General features: G+C 60.7%; 6 protein-coding genes. 5 read left to right on the top strand and 1 reads right to left on the bottom strand.

All coding sequences use genetic code 11. The features are described from left to right. The first annotated feature begins 1 nt into the window (after nucleotide 1). Genes C1X29_RS19525 through C1X29_RS19505 form a run of 5 tightly spaced genes read left to right on the top strand, consistent with a single transcriptional unit; the run spans nucleotide 2 to nucleotide 5,882 of the window. Complete coding sequence (locus C1X29_RS19525) at nucleotides 2–946, top strand: DUF58 domain-containing protein (protein ID WP_007959332.1); 945 nt, start codon at nucleotides 2–4, stop codon at nucleotides 944–946. Further along, nucleotides 943–1,440 carry a DUF4381 domain-containing protein gene (locus C1X29_RS19520; protein WP_085746250.1) on the top strand — a complete coding sequence of 166 codons (498 nt, stop codon included), beginning with the start codon at nucleotides 943–945 and terminating at the stop codon, nucleotides 1,438–1,440. Before C1X29_RS19525 ends, C1X29_RS19520 begins: the two co-directional genes overlap by 4 nt. Beyond that, on the top strand, nucleotides 1,433–2,512 hold the full coding sequence (locus C1X29_RS19515; protein WP_102718150.1) for a VWA domain-containing protein: 1,080 nt from the start codon (nucleotides 1,433–1,435) through the stop codon (nucleotides 2,510–2,512). Before C1X29_RS19520 ends, C1X29_RS19515 begins: the two co-directional genes overlap by 8 nt. Continuing rightward, the gene (locus C1X29_RS19510; RefSeq protein ID WP_102718149.1) at nucleotides 2,509–4,245 is read left to right on the top strand and encodes a tetratricopeptide repeat protein; all 1,737 of its coding nucleotides are present in this window, start codon (nucleotides 2,509–2,511) and stop codon (nucleotides 4,243–4,245) included. The genes C1X29_RS19515 and C1X29_RS19510 overlap by 4 nt, the downstream gene beginning before the upstream one ends. Continuing rightward, nucleotides 4,242–5,882: a BatD family protein gene (locus tag C1X29_RS19505; RefSeq protein ID WP_102718148.1), complete on the top strand. Its 1,641-nt coding sequence runs from the start codon at nucleotides 4,242–4,244 to the stop codon at nucleotides 5,880–5,882. Before C1X29_RS19510 ends, C1X29_RS19505 begins: the two co-directional genes overlap by 4 nt. 382 nt (nucleotides 5,883–6,264) lie before the next feature. Here C1X29_RS19505 and C1X29_RS19495 read toward each other — a convergent pair whose 3' ends face one another. Then, nucleotides 6,265–17,955, bottom strand: coding sequence for a filamentous hemagglutinin N-terminal domain-containing protein (locus C1X29_RS19495; protein ID WP_102718147.1), 11,691 nt, complete (start codon nucleotides 17,953–17,955; stop codon nucleotides 6,265–6,267). Nucleotides 17,956–18,283 lie beyond the last annotated feature (328 nt).

Raw genomic sequence — 18,283 nt, 5'->3', positions numbered from 1 at the left:
GATGAACGCCTCTCTGCCGTCCGAACCGGGCATCCGCATCAGCCTCGCCGAGCTGATCGAGATGCGTCACCGCGTGCGCGAAGTGCAGCTGTTTTCCACGCCGAGCCAGCGCAGCCCGCTGATCGGCCTGCATCACTCGAAATTCCGTGGTCGCGGCGTCGACTTCGATCAGGTGCGGGTCTATCAGGCCGGCGACGACGTGCGCACCATCGACTGGCGCGTCACGGCGAGGACGCAGGAACCGCACACCAAACTGTTCCATGAAGAACGCGAACGGCCGATTTTCATCATGGTCGAGCAAAGCACGCGACTGTTCTTCGGCTCCGGGCTGATGTTCAAATCGGTGCTTGCGGCGCAGGCTGCGGCGCTGATCGGCTGGGCCGCACTGGGTCACAACGACCGGGTTGGCGGGCTGGTGTTCGGCGACAACGAGCACTACGAAATCAAACCGCGCCGCAGCAAGCAGAGCCTGTTGCAACTGCTCAACCGCTTGGTGAAGGTCAATCAGTCGCTGCACAGCGAGCGGGAGCCGGATCGCGATGCGTTTGGCGTGGCGTTGCGCCGGGCCCGCGAAGTGCTGCGACCGGGCAGTCTGGTGATCGTGATCTGCGACGAGCGCGCACTGTCCGACAGCGCCGAGCAGCAATTGAGCCTGTTGTCGCGCCATTGCGATCTGTTGATGCTGCCGCTGTCCGATCCGCTGGATCACGCCCTGCCCGCCGCCGGCCTACTGAGATTCGCCGAACGCGGCGCGCAGCTGGAACTCGACACCCTCAATTTCGATCTGCGCCAGACCTACCGCGCCCAGGCCGAAGCGCGGATCGCTCGCTGGGAATTGCTCGCGCAAAAGCTGCGAGTGCTGCTGATGCCGCTGAGCACCCAGAGCGAAATGGTCGAACAGATGCGCGAGTTCCTGAACCCGCAACGTCCGGGGAAAGGTCGATGAACGGCCTCGAACAACTGCAACCACTGATCTCCCCGCCACCGATTGCCTTCTGGCCGCCGGCGCCGGGCTGGTGGCTGCTGCTTTTACTGTTGCCGGTAATCGGTTTCGTGATCTGGCGGCTGCGACGTTTCATTCCGATCAAGAAAAAACCGGTCGTGCGCGCCGAACTGCCGCTCGATCCGGTGCGTATCGCCGCACTCGCCGAACTGGCGCAGATGCCCAAACCCTACGACGGCGCCCCGGCCGGGGCCTGGCTGCAGCAGCTCAACGGCCTGCTCAAACGCCTGTGCCGCAACCACTATCCCTACAGCCAGAGCCATACCCTCAACGGCCGCAAATGGCTGGCGTTTCTCGACAACCGTTGCCCCGCCGCCGGCCTGACCCGGTGGATGGTGCTCGTCGAAGGCGCCTACAAACCCGAGTGCAAGCTCGACGACAAAGCCATCGCCGGCCTGACCCAGGCAGTCGACACCTGGATCCGCAAACATGTTTGAGTTCGCCTGGCCGTGGATCTTTCTGCTGATGCCGCTGCCGTGGCTGATGCGCCTCGTGCTGCCGGTGGCCGACAGCGGCGAACCGGCGCTGAAAGTGAGTTTCCTCGGTGACCTCGAAGGCCTCGCCCGCCGCCGCGCCCGGGCCAACCTGCCAGCGTGGCGCCAGCAAGCGCCGTTCATGCTGCTGTGGCTGTTTCTGCTGATCGCCGCCGCCCGCCCGCAATGGCTCGGCGAACCGCTGCCGATTGCCGCCAGCGGTCGTGATCTGCTGGTGGCGGTGGACGTGTCCGGCTCGATGGATTTCCCGGACATGCAATGGAACGACGAAGACGTCAGTCGCCTGTCGCTGGTCCAGCATTTGCTCGGTGATTTTCTCGAAAGCCGCGATGGCGACCGCGTCGGTCTGATCCTGTTCGGCAGCCAGGCCTACCTGCAAGCGCCGCTGACGTTTGACCGGCGCACCGTTCGGGTCTGGCTCGATGAAGCGCGGATCGGCATCGCCGGCAAGAACACCGCGATTGGCGACGCCATCGGCCTGGCCCTGAAGCGCCTGCGTATGCGTCCGGCCCAGAGCCGGGTGCTGATTCTGGTCACCGACGGCGCGAACAATGGCGGCGAAATCGACCCGCTGACCGCCGCCAAACTGGCCGCCAGTGAAGGCGTGAAAATCTACCCGATCGGCATCGGCGCCGATCCTGAAGAAAGCGGCGCCACGGCGTTGCTCGGCGGCAATCCGACTCTCGATCTCGACGAGCCGGCACTCAAGGCCATCGCCGAAGTCACCGGCGGCCAATACTTCCGCGCCCGCGACGGCCAGCAACTGCAAGCGATCAAGGACACCCTCGACCAGCTCGAACCAGTGACTCAGCAACCGACCCAGGCCCGACCGGCGCAGGCGTTGTATCAGTGGCCGCTGGCATTCGCCCTGCTGCTGAGCATGTTGCTGGTGGCCCGTGTGTTGTGGCCGGACAACCCGCTGCAACGGCTGTTCACCAAGGAGCTGTATCTGCAAAGTCCTCTGCCTGACTGGCGCGACCGTCTCAAGCGTTTGCGTTTGCGGAGGCGCCGATGATCGCTCTCTGGCCGCACTGGTTCCGTCCCTGGTGGCTGTTGCTGCTGCCGGCGCTCGGCTGGCTGATCTGGCAGCTCTGGCACCGGCAGAAACGCGCCGGTCGCTGGCAGATGATTCTGCCGCCGGCCTTTCACGCCACGCTGCTCAGTGGCGGCAGCGGTCGCGACAGCAAATTGCCGTGGGTCGCCCTGAGCGTGGCCTGGCTGCTGACGATTCTGGCGTTGCTCGGGCCGAGCTGGGAGCGGGTCGAACAAACCAGCCAGAAACCCGCCGACCCGTTGGTGGTGGCGCTGGAACTGACCCCGGAAATGCTCGCCACCGATTCGCCGCCAACGCGACTGGAACAGGCCCGGCGCAAGCTGTTCGACCTGCTGAAAGTGCGCAGCGACGCGCAGACCGCCATCGTCGTTTACGCCGGCAGCGCCCATACGCTGGTGCCGCTGTCGGATGACCTGGCGACCAGTCGCAACCTGCTCGACGCGCTCAAGCCCTCGCTGATGCCGGAAAGCGGCCATCGCGCCGATCTGGCAGTGGGCAAGGCGCTAGCGTTGCTCAAGCAGGGTGCGCTGGGTCAGGGGCGGATTCTGCTCATTGGTTCTTCGCTGTCGGAAGAAGAACGCCAAGGTATTCGCAATGCACTAAGCGGCCAATCGGCGCAGTTGTTGATGCTTGGTGTCGGCACCGCTGAGGGCGCGCCGATTGCTCAGGAGGACGGGAGTTTCCTCAAGGATGAACAAGGCGCGATCCGGGTGCCGCAACTTGACAGCCCGGGCCTCGGCGCATTCCTCAACGCGGTCGGCGGCGAGTACCGCAGCGCGCGGCTGGATGAGTCCGATCTGGGCGACCTCGGCCTGCTCGACGGCCCACGCGGCCTGCGCAATGATGGCCAGACCGTTCGCCTCGACACCTGGGCCGATCAGGGTTACTGGCTGCTGTTGCCGCTGTTGTTGCTCGCCGCGTGCGCCGGGCGGCGTGGCTGGTTGTTCTGCCTGCCGTTGCTGCTGGCATTGCCGCAACCGAGCTATGCCTTCGACTTCGAAGACCTGTGGCTGCGCCCCGATCAGCAAGGCCTGCATCTGCTCAAACAGAAGCGTCCGGCCGAAGCGGCGAAGCATTTCGAAGATCCGCAATGGCAAGGGGTGGCGTTGTACGAGGCCGGCGACTACAGTGGCGCCGCTCAGCGTTTCGCCGAGGGCAATGACGCCCACGCCCACTACAATCGTGGCAATGCCCTGGCCAGAAGCGGCGAGCTGGAAGCGGCGCTGGACGCCTACGAACAGGCTCTGGAACGCCAGCCGGATCTGCGCCCGGCGCTGACCAACAAGGCGCTGGTGGAAAACCTGCTCAAACAGAAAAACGCCCCGCCGCCGGCCGAACCGCAAGACAAACCGGCGCAGCCAAACATACCAGGCGACGAACCACCGCCACCGACCGCTCCGCCGCCAGCGGTCAAAAGCGAAACCCACAGCGAGCCGCAAACCGGTGAGTCCGCCAGCGAACCGCCGCCGACTACCCCGCCGCAGCCGGGTGCCAACGAGCTGCCGGACAGCGAACCGGGCAAGGAACAGAACACTGCGCCGCTGCTGCGCCCCAATGAGGACAACCTCGAAGGCGAGCAACAGCAGGCGCTGGAACAGTGGCTGGGCAAGATCCCGGATGATCCGGGCGAACTGCTGCGACGCAAATTCTGGTACGAACAGCAACAACATCAGGATCAGGAAAACATTCGATGACCCGTTTCACCGCTCTCTTGCTGCCCCTGCTGATCTGCACGGCCACCGCCCAGGCGGCCGAGCTGACGGCCAGTGTGGATCGCAGTCGCCTGAACTCCGGCGAGACGGTCGAACTCACCCTCGAGTCCAACGATGTCACGCAGTTCGGCAAACCGGATCTGAGCCCGCTGGAACCCCTGTTCGAAGTGCGCGGCACGCGTCAGGTCAACCAGTTGAACACACTCAACGGTGACAACCGCGCCACCACGCGCTGGATCATCACGTTGCTGCCCAAGCAGAACGGCAGCGTGGAAATCCCGCCGCTGAAACTGGGCGACGTCGAGAGCCAGCCCATCACCGTGCAAGTGATCGAGAGCGACACTCGCGAAGAGAGCAGCGCCCGCGAACCGGTGTTCATCGAAGCCAGCCTCGACCAGACCAGCGTCTACGTGCAGGCCCAGGCCATCCTGACGTTGCGCATCTACCATTCGGTGTCGCTGTACGACGACAGCAGCCTGACGCCGTTGCAGATCGCCGATGCGCGCATCGAGCAACTGGGCGACATGCGCACCTACGAAAAAGACATCAACGGTGTGCGCCACGGCGTGATCGAGATGCGCTACGCGATCTATCCGCAGCACAGCGGTTTGCTGAGCATCGCCCCGCAGACCTTCAGCGCCACACTCGTCGACACCCAGCCCGCGCAGGACGCCACGGCGCAGGGGCCGAAGCCGGGCAAGCTGATGCGCGTCAGCTCCACCGCTACGTCGCTGACGGTCAAACCGAAACCGATGACCTACCCCAGCGACGCACCGTGGCTGCCAGCCCGCAGCCTGAGCCTGAGCGAGAGCTGGAACCCGGAGCCGGAACACACCCAGGTCGGCGACTCCCTGACCCGCAGCCTGACCCTAAAGGTCGAAGGCCTGGCCAGCTCGCAACTGCCCGCCCTGCCCGCCACCGAAGCCAACGGCCTGCGCCGCTACCCGGATCAACCGGTGCTGAACAACCAGAGCAGCGACCGCGGCCTCATTGGCAGCCGCGAAGAACGCGAAGCACTGGTGCCGAGCCGCAGCGGCTCGATCGAATTGCCAACGATGGACGTGGTCTGGTGGAACACCTTCGAAGATCACCTGGAACACACCAGCCTGCCGGCGCGCACCCTGCAAGTGGCGAACAACCCGAGCCTGCAAGTCGACACCCCGGCGGGCAGCGCTCAACCGCTCAGCGCGGCCGACAGCGAAGCCTTGTGGTGGTGGAAGCTCAGCACCTTCGTTTTCGCCTGCACCACCCTGCTCGGCTTCGGCCTCTGGTGGCGTGCCCGCTGGCAGCCGGCGATCCTGCGCGCCGCACAAACCGGCCCGAGCCCGCGCACCCTGCTTGACGACATCAAACGCGCCAGCCAGGCCAACGACCCCCACGCCACCCGCCAGGCCCTCGACGCCTGGGCCCGACAGCAGCCGGAAACCCTGGCCGATATGGCAGCGCGGTTTGTGCCGCTGTCGGATGCGCTCGATGGTTTGAACGGAGCGCTGTACAGCGAGACCGGGCAGCATTGGCAGGGAGAGGATCTGTGGCGGGCGATTCGAACGATTCCGACGGCGGAGCGGGTGCAGGATCCGGTTGGGGATAGTGGGTTGCCGCCGCTTTATCCGAAGTAGCTCAGTAAAAAATAAAAAAGGGGCGGATTTATTAATCAAATAAATCCGCCCCTTTTTCTGCTTGTGCTTTGCTGCTCTCAAGAAGTGGTCAGATTTATTTACAACAGTAAGCAATAAATAAATCCGTCCTTCCTTTCCACCTCGCACCTTTCACCCATCAGCAAAGTCTTTCACACGAGCCAGGTTCTTGTAAATCCATCGCGCCGACAGAACCAATGCCAATGGAATCCCGACACACTTGAATACCAACCTGAAATCAGGCTCGAAAAAAACATATAGCGCCGCCATCAACAGTGAAACCACTACAAGAGAAAGCAGCAAAGACACCATGAACACAAACCAGACGACACACAACAAAACGACCGATCTGGCGAATATATTTCTACTTGCCACTATTTAGTTCCTTATAAAAGTCAGACGCCTTTCCAGTCACACCATACAGATACATACCCAGAGCGCTCCCGAAAGGCAAAGTCTTACCAAAAACAGGCACGACGAAATTATTATCAAATTTTTCCACTGTCACACCGAATAGCGACTTGGTGTTCTTTAGTCCGTCCGACGATATTCTCAAAGGTACTTTTACGAACCCCGACCCTGCACTGAAGAACAGATCCGCACCGCTGTATGCAGCAGATCCATACTCACCTCCAAAGTATGAAAATGCGTCCTTTACAGGATTATATCGGAAGGGCTCATCACCAAAGATGTGGTTATAAAAACCGCTACTGCCTTCTACAGCGTTACCTGCTCCAATCGTCGCCATAGGCCCTCCAAAGGCGCAACCTGCAACAGTGGCGCACAGACTGAAACCCGATACCACGGTTCCCACCCCGAGACCCGCCTGAAGAGCATCGGCTCCCAGAGGAAAGGCATCACGCGTTGCAAAATCCGAGACTGAATCAAAATAAGTATAGTCAAACAAACCCCTGTCACGCTGTGCATCAGCCCAGGTCAACTCATTGCTGAGCCCGGCCATATCAGCCTCCGTGAGGTAATTTGCACGATACTCGGCACTCCCCCTTTCATACTGGGCCCAGCACCGGATCATGTAGCAAGTCGCTTTATCGAGGTTTTCCTTTTTGAAGTCGCCCTTACTGGCCTCTTCTTCCTTGGCATGCTCTTCCTCCTCATGCCCTTGACGATTGAACGCCGTTGCGTATTTGGCAATGTCCGCCCCAAGCTGTACATCACCTCCGACGGCAGTCGCCGCCAGAATACCGGTCAATTGAGAAGCCATTAGTTCAAGTTGCTTGTCGCCCTTGGTCATTCCATCAAGAATTCCACTCAACGCTTCATTGGCGCCTGCTGCTGCCGCACCCGTTTTGAAATCTCCCCCAGTGATTTGAGCCAGCAACCCTCCCATCAGTGTATGGGCCAGTACTTTTTCGAAACTGCCTGTTGGATATTTCACGTAATCGCCGACAAAGTTGAACCCGGTTGCCATGGCGACGTTATTGGCTTGCGATGCAATCGCTGTCATCAGGTTTTGACCAAGGCTACCGCCATTGATGAGGGTGCTTACTCCGGCCTGTGTCGCGCTTTGGGCCAAAGAATACTTGATGTAGTCACCAATGCCGCTCAACTTTCCGAGATCGAATCCTTTCGTGATTCCTGCTGTGGGATTGGTCGATGCACCAAACGCCTCATCCAGATACCCGGAAGTGATGCCCGCTGTCAGGGCGGATGTAGCGTAGCCCTTCAGACTCTGGGTACTGGTGACATCTTTTACGACCGCGCCCAGATTGCCTTTATTGTTGATGGCGCTCACCGTCGCCGAGCCGGCCATCGAGGTCATTACGCTGGTTGCCATAACGTTCCCCCAGCCCGCTGCCATGGTCGCCGATCCCGCAGCCATTGCCGAGCCCGAGCCAGCTGTCGCACCCGCCATTGTGCCCGCCAGACCACTTGCCGCTCCGGCGGTCAATACGGTCATGACGATAATGATTGCCAGCATCGCGCCCTGACCCAGGCTCGAATTGCTGTATTTGAACGATTCGTGGGTTTCCTTGATCAGTTGCCAGTCCACGTCACCCCGTTGCTCGGCATCCTTGAGCCACGCAAGTTTCGGATCCGCCTTGACCATCGCATCAATGGCTTCGCTTACGGTTTGCTGGTTGACCTGTCTGACATCGATTTTCAGCCCGTCAACCGCATGGATTGCCAGCTTTCCTGCGGCCGTCATCTGGGTCTGTTTCAACGTCTCATCGGTGCTGCCTTTACCCGACATGGACGTCCAGGCCTGACTGGAACTGCTCTTCTCGTGGCTTTCCTGATGCAGATCCTTCACACCTTCGAACGTGACTGAGCCGCCACTGTTGATCGTGAGATCGCCACCACTTTGCAGATTCGCAGCCTGGTAACGCTGATCCCCACCGCTTGCCAAAACCATGTTGGAGCCAGACGTGATTTCACTACCGATATGAGTGACCTGAGTCACCTCATCGCGCTTGGTTTGTTTGGACCCGAATGAGCCTTTCTTCTTCTTGTCATACAACGAGTAGTCAGTGTCCTGCGCGGCAAGAATGTCCAGTCGGTCTCCGGCAACCAAGTACGCCTCGTCACCGGCGCTGATGCGACTGGAGATCACCGCCATGTCATCACCTGCACTCATTGCAACACTGCCACCAGCCTTGATATCGCTCATGACCTGGCTGACGTGATCTTCCTGCTTTGTAAGTTTCTTGCTCTTCGACAGGGAGTGCTCCTCATCTGCGGCCGAACTGATCGTCAAGTCACCGGTCGCGGCCATCGCGACATTGCGTTCAGCGTCAATCTTGCTGGCAACGACTGTTATGTCGCGGCCGGAGCGCATGGATACATCGCGACCCGAGTCCAGTTCCGAACCCAACTGAGTGACATTGCTGCTGTTGTGCCGACTGTCGTAATAGACGCTGTTCGCCACCTGCGCTGACGTCACGTTGATGTCGCGAGCTGCGTTGAACGTCATGTCCCGGCCACTCTGCATGACTGCGCCTTTAACATTGATGTCCTGGCCTGCCATTACCGTCAGATCATTGGCCGCTTCAATTCTTGCTGCGCTGTCGGCGAAGTCATGACTTTGAGAGGCGAGGCGGGTGTTATTGGTCTGGGTCGTAATGGTTCGCTCGTTAAGTACGTCTCCACGAATCGCTGTCACGTTTACATCCCGCCCGGTGATGATGCCGCCGGATTTGTTGACGACATCATTGCCCGCCAGAACATCCAGGCGATTTCCCGCCTCAATCACTCCGCTGTTGACAACGTCGTTACCGGCGATAGCCATCAAATCATTCGTCGCCTTCAACGTCCCGACGTTATCCAGATTCCCGCCGGCAATCAGCGTCACGTCCTTACCGGAAATCAACGCACCGGTCGGGCCGAGACGGCCGTTGGCCTGGGCCAGGTACAGCACCGGCACCAGCACTTTTTCACCGTTCACTTCGTGCTCTTCGAGCCAGACGATATCGTGGGTCAGCGCCGCCACCTGTTCGGCAGTGAGGCCCACGCCCATCGACAGGTTGAGGGCGTCCTTGCTGGCGATGGCGTTGTCCATCAGGTAGCGGAACATGTCCTCGTTGTTGCTTCGGCCATCGATGAAGGCCTGGCCGGTGCGCGCGGTCACGGCTTGCTGCACCAGACGCTGCTCGAAGAGTCCGTCACCGAGACGCTTGGCGCTCTGGTCCGGGTCGTAACCGAGTTTGCCGAGCAGGTAGTCCGAACTCATGAAGGACTTGAGATCGGTCAGCGCCGGGTTGGTTTCGATCAGGTATTTGTGGCCGTTCGCCGGGGCCTTGGTGTCTGGCAGGCCCGTCACGCGGGTGACCGGGCGACTGTCGATCGACTCCCGGGCGTCATTGCCACGTCCGCCCCTGCCGGGACCGGCCGGATTCACCGGAACGTTCACATCCAGCGTGCTGGCGACCGCTTTGACCATGGTCGGGTCGCGTCGAAAGGTATCGACGGCGCGCGTGCTGTCAGAGACCGGTGCAGGAGCATCGACCAGCAAATTGCGCGGACCGCCGCTGGTGCCTGCGACCAGATGCTGCTCGGCCTTGACCGACTCGCCGGTCATTGTCCAGGTGGGCGATGGACCTGTAGCGACTACAGGAGAAAGGTCACTGCCCCCCTGGGTGCTCAGACGGAAAAGACCTTTGTCGCCTACCGGCAAGGAGAAGCCCGGCAAGGTCAGTGGATTGACCTGCTGCTGGGCCAGCTCCGGTGGCAACTGGCTGTTGATCCTGATGACCGCTATGCCGGTGTTGCCAACCCGAGTGTCTGCGACTTTGTTGGTACCGCCAGTAGCGCCGTAATCCTGGTGGATGACGCTGTTCTCCACGTCCTTGACGGCGGTGATCGAAACGTTGCCACCGGCCTGAATGACAGCATTGCGGCTTGTACCTGTGCTCGCTGCACCTGTGCTGTCAACAGCGACTTCAGTGACGGACTCAGGTTTGTACTGAGTCAACTGAGCGGGCAGTTCGACCAGATTATTCTTGTCATAAAGAGATGGCGTTGTGGATTCAAAGCCATAGTTCAAACCAGGCAGTGCGATGTTATAGCCACGTAACGCACTGACCGTTGCGCCTGTCTCACTGTCCTTGAGACCCACCACGTTGTACCACTCGCCGTCCCGGTTCCCTTCTCTGACACGACCGGATGTCGGAATGGCTTTACGGATAGCACCCGCCGGATCGATGTAATACACATACGGGAAATCAGGATTGTTGCGCTGGTTGTAAGGCATTACGACGCTTTCGAAAAACCGTGGAGTATCGCCCGCTCCCATGGTCAGGACGTAAGTGCTTGTACGTTCGATGGTGCCGCTCTTGGCACCAATGTTTTTGAGGCTGTCGGCCGTGATGCTGATATTGCCGCCGGCAGCCACGGTGCTTTTGCTGTTAAGAAAAGTCCCGCCCTGGAAAACGAAGTCCTTGCCTACATTCAATACGGCAGAGGCGCTGGTATCAGTGTCAGTACTTTGATAAAGCTCATGAGCCGAAAGCGTGAAAACGAATGTCCCGCCGCGGCAGTCGTTGCAAATATTGGCAATGTAGCCAGAGACCAGTTTGCGGTCACCCGACATCACTGGGCCTTCGGAGCGGTTTTCGAAGACATCGGCATTCATCGTGAACGCGCCACCGCTCTCCATGGAACCGGAGATGTTGTAGACGCCTGCCGCCCTCGCTGCACCGCCGTAACCACCGACAACAACATTACCCAGACCGTAGAAATCACCATGCTGGTTGGTCAGATTGCCAACACTGAGCGTCATGTCCTTGCCGCTGAAGATCAACCCGCGGTCATTGAGCAATGAAGGGGTGTTGATGTTCAGGTTCTGCGCCGCACCCAACGTGCCGTAGTTGGCGACACTGCCGGCGTTCACGGTCAGATCTTCACTGGAGGTGATGCGGCCCGAGTTGACGAGCGATCCACCGGTACTGATCGTCGACGATCCGCCAGCGGCGATGCTGCCGGCACCACCGATGTTGACTTGCGCTGCACTCAGGTTGAGACCACGCTGACTCGACATACGCCCGTTGCCGCCATAGGCGCCGGTCAGTTGCATATGAATCAGGCCATCACTGGCGAGCAGTCCGTCGTTGGTCCAGTTGCCCCCACGTATCTGCAGAAGATCGGAGGCCAGCAGCTTGCCGCTGGCGCTCTGGCTGAACTGGCGGACGTTCACGTTCAATCGCCCGGCCTGAATCACGCTGGAGTTGTTCCAGGTGTCGGCCGTCAAATCCAGAAGGCCGCCGGTGGTAATGCTGCCGCCGGCACCGATCACGTTGGTCGTGGAGAGATCGAACTTGCCGCGACCGACGTGGTTGAGCTGCCCGCCACCGTTGAGGAAGCTGCCGACGGCCAGGGTCATGTCGGTGTTCGCGGTTTCCAGCACGCCATTGCGGTTATCCAGCAGGCCGCCGATCTGGAATTCGGTCTTGCCAGAGGTGCCCAGCGAACGCAGTCGGCCACTCTGGTTATTGACGCTGGCCGCTTTGACGGTCAGTCGGGTGTTGCTTTCAATGACACCCGCGCCGTTAATCAGCGCACCACTCAAGCCAAAATCGATGCGCTCGGCGGCGATCTGCCCGGCACCGTTGTCCAGACTCGTGCCGCTTACGCCAACCAGCCCTTTGGCGTAGATCACGCCATTACGGTTATCGAATGCAGCGGTGGTGATGTTCGCGTCGGCGCCTTGCGCCGAGATGCGCCCGCCATTGTTGTTCAGGCCGGCCAGTGCCGACAGTTTCAGGCCCTGAGCCTGAATGACGCCGCCCTGGCGATTGTTGTTCAGGTCGAAGCCATTGCGCAGGACACCGACGGTACGTGCCTCGAGGGCACCCTTGATGCTGGACAGAATCCCGCCGCGGTTATCGATGCTGGCCGCACCGACCGTCACGTCGCCTTCCTGAGCGATGATTTTTCCGCTCTGGTTATCGAGATCGCCAGTAACGTCGAGCGTCAGGCCGGTCTGGCTCTGGATCGAACCTTTGCCGTTGGCCAGGCTCGCCGCCTTGAGTTGCAGGCTGCCGGTCTGGCTGTAGATCAAGCCGTCGGCATCGTTGCGCACGGCGGCGCTGGCGGTGATCAACAAGCCATCCTTGGCCGCAATGGTGCCTTTGCTACCGTTGTCCAGCGAGCCGGTCAGCAGTTGCAGCGAACCTTGACTGGCGAGCTGGCCGTTGCGGTTGCTCAGATCGCTGACGCCTTTGATCACGACCGGACCGGTGCCCGCCAGTTTGCCGGCGTTGTTGTTCAGCTGTCCCGACAGGTTCAGGTTGATCGCGCCGTTGGCCGCGAATTTGCCCCCGCTGTTATCCAGGCTCGTAGCGTTGGCAGTGAGCGCCTGTAGCGCGTTGATGGAACCGTCTGCGTTGGTCAGTGCAGTGCTGGTGATGTCCAGTGCGGCGCCACTGTCGATCAGGCCGCCCTGATTGTTGTTGAGTGCGCCTTTGAGCGTGAGGGTCTGCCCTGCCGCACTGCTGAGAATGCCTTTGTCGCTGTTGTCGAGGCTGCCGGCATTGACGGTCAGATTGCCTTGCGAAACCAGAGCGCCGTTACCGCTGTTGAGCAGAGCGCCCTTGAGATCGACCGACACATCACCGTTGCGGCTTGAGAGCGTGCCGTTGGCGCGGTTGTCCAGGCTGTCGCCACTGACGCTCAACTGCTGCCAGCCCGAGAGCAAGCCGTTCTGGTTGGTCAGGGTCGTACCGCTGAGCTTCAGTTTCTCGCCGCTGATGATCTTGCCGGCATTGTTGTTCAATGCCCGGGCGATGACGTCGAAACCCAGGCTGCTGGAGATTTCACCGCCCTGGTTGTTCAGGTCGCGCAAGCGCTTGAGGGTCAGCGGTCCCTTGGCACTCAACAAACCATTGGTGTTGTCGATGTCGCCATTGGCCAGATCCACGGTAACGGCTTTGTCGCCCAGCAGGCGTCCGCCGTTCTGGGTCAGGGAGGTCAAGGTCAGGTCGATATCGCCGCCGGCGGAGACTTCACCGCCATTGCTGGAGTCCAGCGCTGACGCCGTCAGCGACAGACTGCCCTGGCTGTTGATCAAGCCTTTGTCGCGGTTGTTCAGGGCCATGGCATTGAGCGTGACGCTGCCGATGCCCTGCAAAACACCGCCCTGGTTATTCAGGTCGGCGCTGCGAATACGCAGCGCTTGCGCCGCACTCACCAGGCCGTCGCTGTCGTTGCGCAGCAGGCCATCGACAGTCAGGTCAAGATCACCGCGGCTGACCAGACTGCCGCCACTGCTGTTCAGACTGCCGGCACGGACATCGATCGATGCTGCACCGATCATGCCTTTGACGTTGTCCAGTGCCTGGGCGATGCGCAGCGTCAGGCTCTGGGCACTCAGTAACTTGCCATTGCCGTTGTCCAGATTTTGCGCCGCCACGGTAAAGGCTTCACCGCTGGAAATTTCTCCGCCCTGGTTGTTCACGCCATTGAGTTGCTGGAGCAACAACGTACCGGGGGCATTGATCAAGCCATTCTGGTTATTGAGCTGGCCATTGTTCATGTCCAGGCTCAGACGAGTATTGCTGAACAGTTTGCCGCTCTGTTGCTCGAGCCGTGTGACCGACGCCGTCAAAGCGCCCTGGCTACCAATCTGCCCGCCATCGCGGTTGGTGACCTTCCCCGCGACGAGGTTCAGGGTCTCGGCGCTGCTGAGCTTGCCGGTGCTGTTGTCGAAGTCGCCTGTGGTGACGCGGGCCGCGCCCTTGGCGCTGAGTGTGCCTGCCTGACGGTTGTCGAGGCCGGTGCTGTCGAGCACCAGCGCCCCATCGGTGACCACCGCACCGCCCTGGTTATCAACGCTGCCGCGACTCTCGACTGTCAGGTCCGCAGCGCTGGAAAGGCTGCCCTTGATGTTGGTCAGTTGCGAGGTTTTGACCGTCAGGGCGCTTTCGCTGCTGACCTTGCCCTGGCTGTTGTCGAATGCACCGGTCAGCGTCAGTCCCATGGCCTGCTGGCTCAGCAGTTCACCACCACTGTTGTCCAGCGATTTGCCGTGCAGATCGAACGAGGTGCCGGCATTGATCAGACCCTTGTTGCGGTTGATCAATTGCTCGACAGTGAGCGTCAACGACTGGCCGGTGAAGATCTTGCCGGCGTCACTGTTGTCGAGTTTTTTGCCGGTCACCTGCAGATCGCTATTGGTGCTGATTTCACCGCCGCGGTTATCCACGTCGTCGACGTTCAAGGTCATCGCCTTGGTCGAGCCGAGCAGTCCGCCCTGACGGTTGTCGAGCAGGTCGGCATCGAGTTTGAGGACGCCGGTGGCGATCAACTGGCCGTCCTGGTTATCGAGCTTTTTCGCCTGTACGGTGGCATCCGACTTGCCGGCGATGCTGCCGCCACGGTTGTCCAGCGTCTGCGCCGTCAGTTCGAGTTTGCCGTCGGCAATCACCGTACCAAGCTGGTTATCCAGGGTGTTGTCGGTCGTCAGTGTCAGTGGGCCACGGCTGCTGATCAAGCCTTCATTGTTGTCGAGGCTGCCGCTGTGACTGTCCAGCGATGCCCCGGAAATAACGCCTTTGGCGTTGTTCAGCGCCTGCGCAATGCGTACGGTCAAGCCCTGCTGACTCAGCAGTTTACCGTTGCTGTTGTCCAGGTCATGGGCGGTCAGTGCGAAGGCTTGCTGGCTGGAGATTTCGCCGCCCTGGTTGTTCACGCCATTGAGTTGCTTGAGCAGCAATTCGCCGGGCGCATTGATCAGACCGTTCTGGTTGTTCAACTGGCCGTTGTTCAAATCAAGACTCAGGCTGGTCTTGCTGAACAGTTCACCGCCCTGCTGATCGAGGCCGGTCACCGACATGGTCATGGCTTGCTGACTGGCGATGCGGCCTGCAGCGTTGTTGACCTGCCCCGCCGTGAAGTCCAGCGTTCCACCGCTGATCAGGCGCCCGCCCTGACTGTTGTCGACATCGCCGCTGTCGATCCGGCTGTTGTCCTTGCCGGAGATCAGACCTTTCTGACTATTGTCGAGACTGGCGCTCTTGAGTTTCAGAGTGCTGTCGGTGCTGATGGAGCCCCCCTGATTGAGCAGCGCGCCAAGACTGGTCAACGCCAGGGCGCCGGCGCTGGTCAGGTTGCCGGCATTGTTATCGACACGGCCGGCATTGAGGGTCAACGTGCCTTCGCTGCTGATGAGCCCCTGGCCGTTGAGCATTGCATCGTCCAGCGTGACGACCAGGCCTTTCAAGCTATCGAACGAGCCACCGGTGTTATCTAGCGTATTGCCGGTCAGTTTCGTCGCGCCGCTGGCGACGATCATGCCTTTGTTCTGGTTGATCAATCGGGTAACAGCAAGCTCCAGATCGCTGGCCGCGAGAATCTTGCCACCGTCGCTGTTGTCCAGACGCTGGCCCTTGATATTGAGCAACAGGCTGCCAGATAGCTCGCCCGCCCGGTTATCGATGTCATCGACCGCGAGAGTCAGCGCTTTTTTGGTGCCGATCAGCCCGCCGTTACGGTTGTCGAGTGTGGTGCCGGTCAGGCTCAGATTGCCCTGTGCGACCAGTGCGCCGCCCTGCTGTTGCAGCAGGCCGATGGTCGCGGTCAAGTCGCCCTGGCTGGAGATCCGCCCTTTGGCGTTCTGCACCTCGCCGGCCTTGATACCCACCGGGCCGACAGCACTGACCAGGCCACTGCTGTTGTCCAGGCGCGTGCCTGCGTATGTGATGCCAGCCTTGCCGATGATCAGACCGTTGTCGCGGTTATCCAGTCGATCGACGTTCAGCGTCAGTTGCCCGTCGCCTTGCAGCGCGCCACCACGGTTGTCTGCCGAATCACTGCGCAAGGCCAGCGTGCCTTTGCCGATGACCTTGCCGTCACGGTTGTCGAGATGACCGGCCTGCGCGTCAATGGCGCCCTTGGCGGTGATTTCGCCTTTGTTGCGGTTGTCGAGCAAACCGCTGACCCGCACCACAAGACCGCCATCGCTGACCACGACCCCGGCGTCGCGGTTATCGAGACTACCGGCCTTGAGATCGAGAGCAACGCCGGAACCGAGCATGCCGTCGCGATTGTCCAGCGCGGCACTGAGATCAATGTTAAGCCCCAGATCACCCAGGATCTGACCGCCGAGGTTGTTGACGGAGGTTCCGCTGAGTCGAGTGATACCGGAACTCGAAACCTGGCCGTTGCTGTTGTTCAACTGACCGATCGTGGCCGTCAGGTTACCCTTTGCGTCGATCAAACCTTGGCTGTTGAGCACTTGATTGGCGGTCACGTTCAGCGCGCCTTTGCTCAGCACACGCCCGTCATTCTGGTTGTCCAGCGTCCCCGCAACGATGCTTGCGATCTGCGCAGCGCTCAGCGTGCCGCCCTGGTTACTCAGCACCTGCGCGGCATTCACCGCCAGATTGCGGCTGGCCACCAGGCTCTTGCCACGGTTGTCGATGTTTTGCGCACTCAGGCTCAGATCGCCATTGGCATTACGACCACCGTCAGCGTTGACCCCGGCTTCAATGGCCCCGGCGTTGGTCAACTGACCGCCCGCACTGAGGCTGATGCTGTCCCGCGCCGCGAGGGTCTGCCGGTTGGTCAGGTCGCCCTGAGTCTGTACGTTCAGCGAGGTGCCGGCGTAGACCGCCGAGCGGGTCTCCAGGCTGGCAGCCTTGACGTTGACCGCGCCGATGGCTGAAGTTTCGGCCAGGCTCAACTGGCCGTTGGCGTCGAGCTGGATGTCGCCGCCGCTGGCGATCAGTTTGCCGTCCAGCTTCACCCCGACCCCGGCCTCGGTGCCGACCAGTTTGATCGCACCGGCGTACATCCCGCCCAGTGCCGAGGAGTCGATGGCCAGTTGCGGCTTGGCGCTGCCGTCGTCAGCGCGGGCGGTGGCGTTCAGGGTTTCAGCATTGACGTCGTTGCGCCCGGCAATGATGGTCAGGTTTTTCGCCTGGATCTCGGCATTGATTTTTGCGCTGCGGGTGATGATTTCGAAGCGGTCGACATTGGTTGCGTTAAGCCCGGCGCCTTCGATGGCGACGCTGCCCTGATCGACCTGGAAACGGTCCAGGCGACCGCTGCCATCCAGCACCGGTTTGCCGGTAGTGAGGGTGACGCGAGGCGTGTTGATGAAACCGCAACCGTTGCAACTGATGCCGTACGGGTTGGCGACGATCACCCGAGCCGACTGCCCCGCCACTTCGGTGTAACCGCGCAACTGGCTCGGGCTGCCACCGATGACTTCGTTGAGGATCGCCTGCGCCGAACCGCTGTTCTTCAGGTGCGGGTTGTCGATGACATACCCGCCCAATTGGGTGGACGAAGCCTGGTTCGAGCCGTTGTTGAGGATGACGCCCTGCGCGCCGACGTTGTAATCATGGAACTGGTTGTGCGACAGACCGCTGCCGTTGGGCGTGGCGATGTTGATGATCTGCACGCCGTTACCGGCGCGATCAAGGGTGGTGCCAGGGTTGGCCACCACGATGCCGTCGGCCTGGGCCCACATCGGCTGCCAGAACATGACGTTGGCCAGCAAAAACGCCAGTCCTCGCTTGGGCATACCGCAGAACTGATCACGGCTTTTTACGGCGGCAGATGGCAGGCGAGCGAGAAAGGCGAACTGACGAACGTCCATGTAAAGGTCTCAATGCACAGGCAGGATGGGCGATTTGAAGGCAGGCGCGACGATCCCGACGGGGTTGCGGATGGCGCCCGTCAGAGCAAAATCGGATAGGGAGAAAGTTGCGCAAGGCGATCAAGCGTTGCCCGGACGATCACGGCAAAAGCCATGAACGCCTGTTCGTTCCCTCGTAGCGGCACACTGATATCAAATTAATGGCGCGATATTAGATGGCCACTATTTTGGCGTCAATTATTGGATGCGACGACCCGGCGTTGCCGACGAACGGTCATCATGCCGTCAAATACCCTTCAACTGACGTCCCCGGGCAGGGTCAGCGCCT

The sequence above is a fragment of the Pseudomonas sp. GW456-12-10-14-LB2 genome, assembly GCF_002884345.1.
Lineage (GTDB): Bacteria > Pseudomonadota > Gammaproteobacteria > Pseudomonadales > Pseudomonadaceae > Aquipseudomonas > Aquipseudomonas paraglycinae.
This window is presented reverse-complemented; position numbering and strand designations above follow the sequence as displayed.

What these genes read in the sequence shown, in the direction of transcription:
- C1X29_RS19525 (WP_007959332.1), top strand. Translation starts at nt 2, where the DNA reads ATGAACGCCTCTCTGCCGTCCGAACCGGGCATCCGCATCAGCCTCGCC.
- C1X29_RS19520 (WP_085746250.1), top strand. Translation starts at nt 943, where the DNA reads ATGAACGGCCTCGAACAACTGCAACCACTGATCTCCCCGCCACCGATT.
- C1X29_RS19515 (WP_102718150.1), top strand. Translation starts at nt 1,433, where the DNA reads ATGTTTGAGTTCGCCTGGCCGTGGATCTTTCTGCTGATGCCGCTGCCG.
- C1X29_RS19510 (WP_102718149.1), top strand. Translation starts at nt 2,509, where the DNA reads ATGATCGCTCTCTGGCCGCACTGGTTCCGTCCCTGGTGGCTGTTGCTG.
- C1X29_RS19505 (WP_102718148.1), top strand. Translation starts at nt 4,242, where the DNA reads ATGACCCGTTTCACCGCTCTCTTGCTGCCCCTGCTGATCTGCACGGCC.
- C1X29_RS19495 (WP_102718147.1), bottom strand. Translation starts at nt 17,955, where the DNA reads ATGGACGTTCGTCAGTTCGCCTTTCTCGCTCGCCTGCCATCTGCCGCC.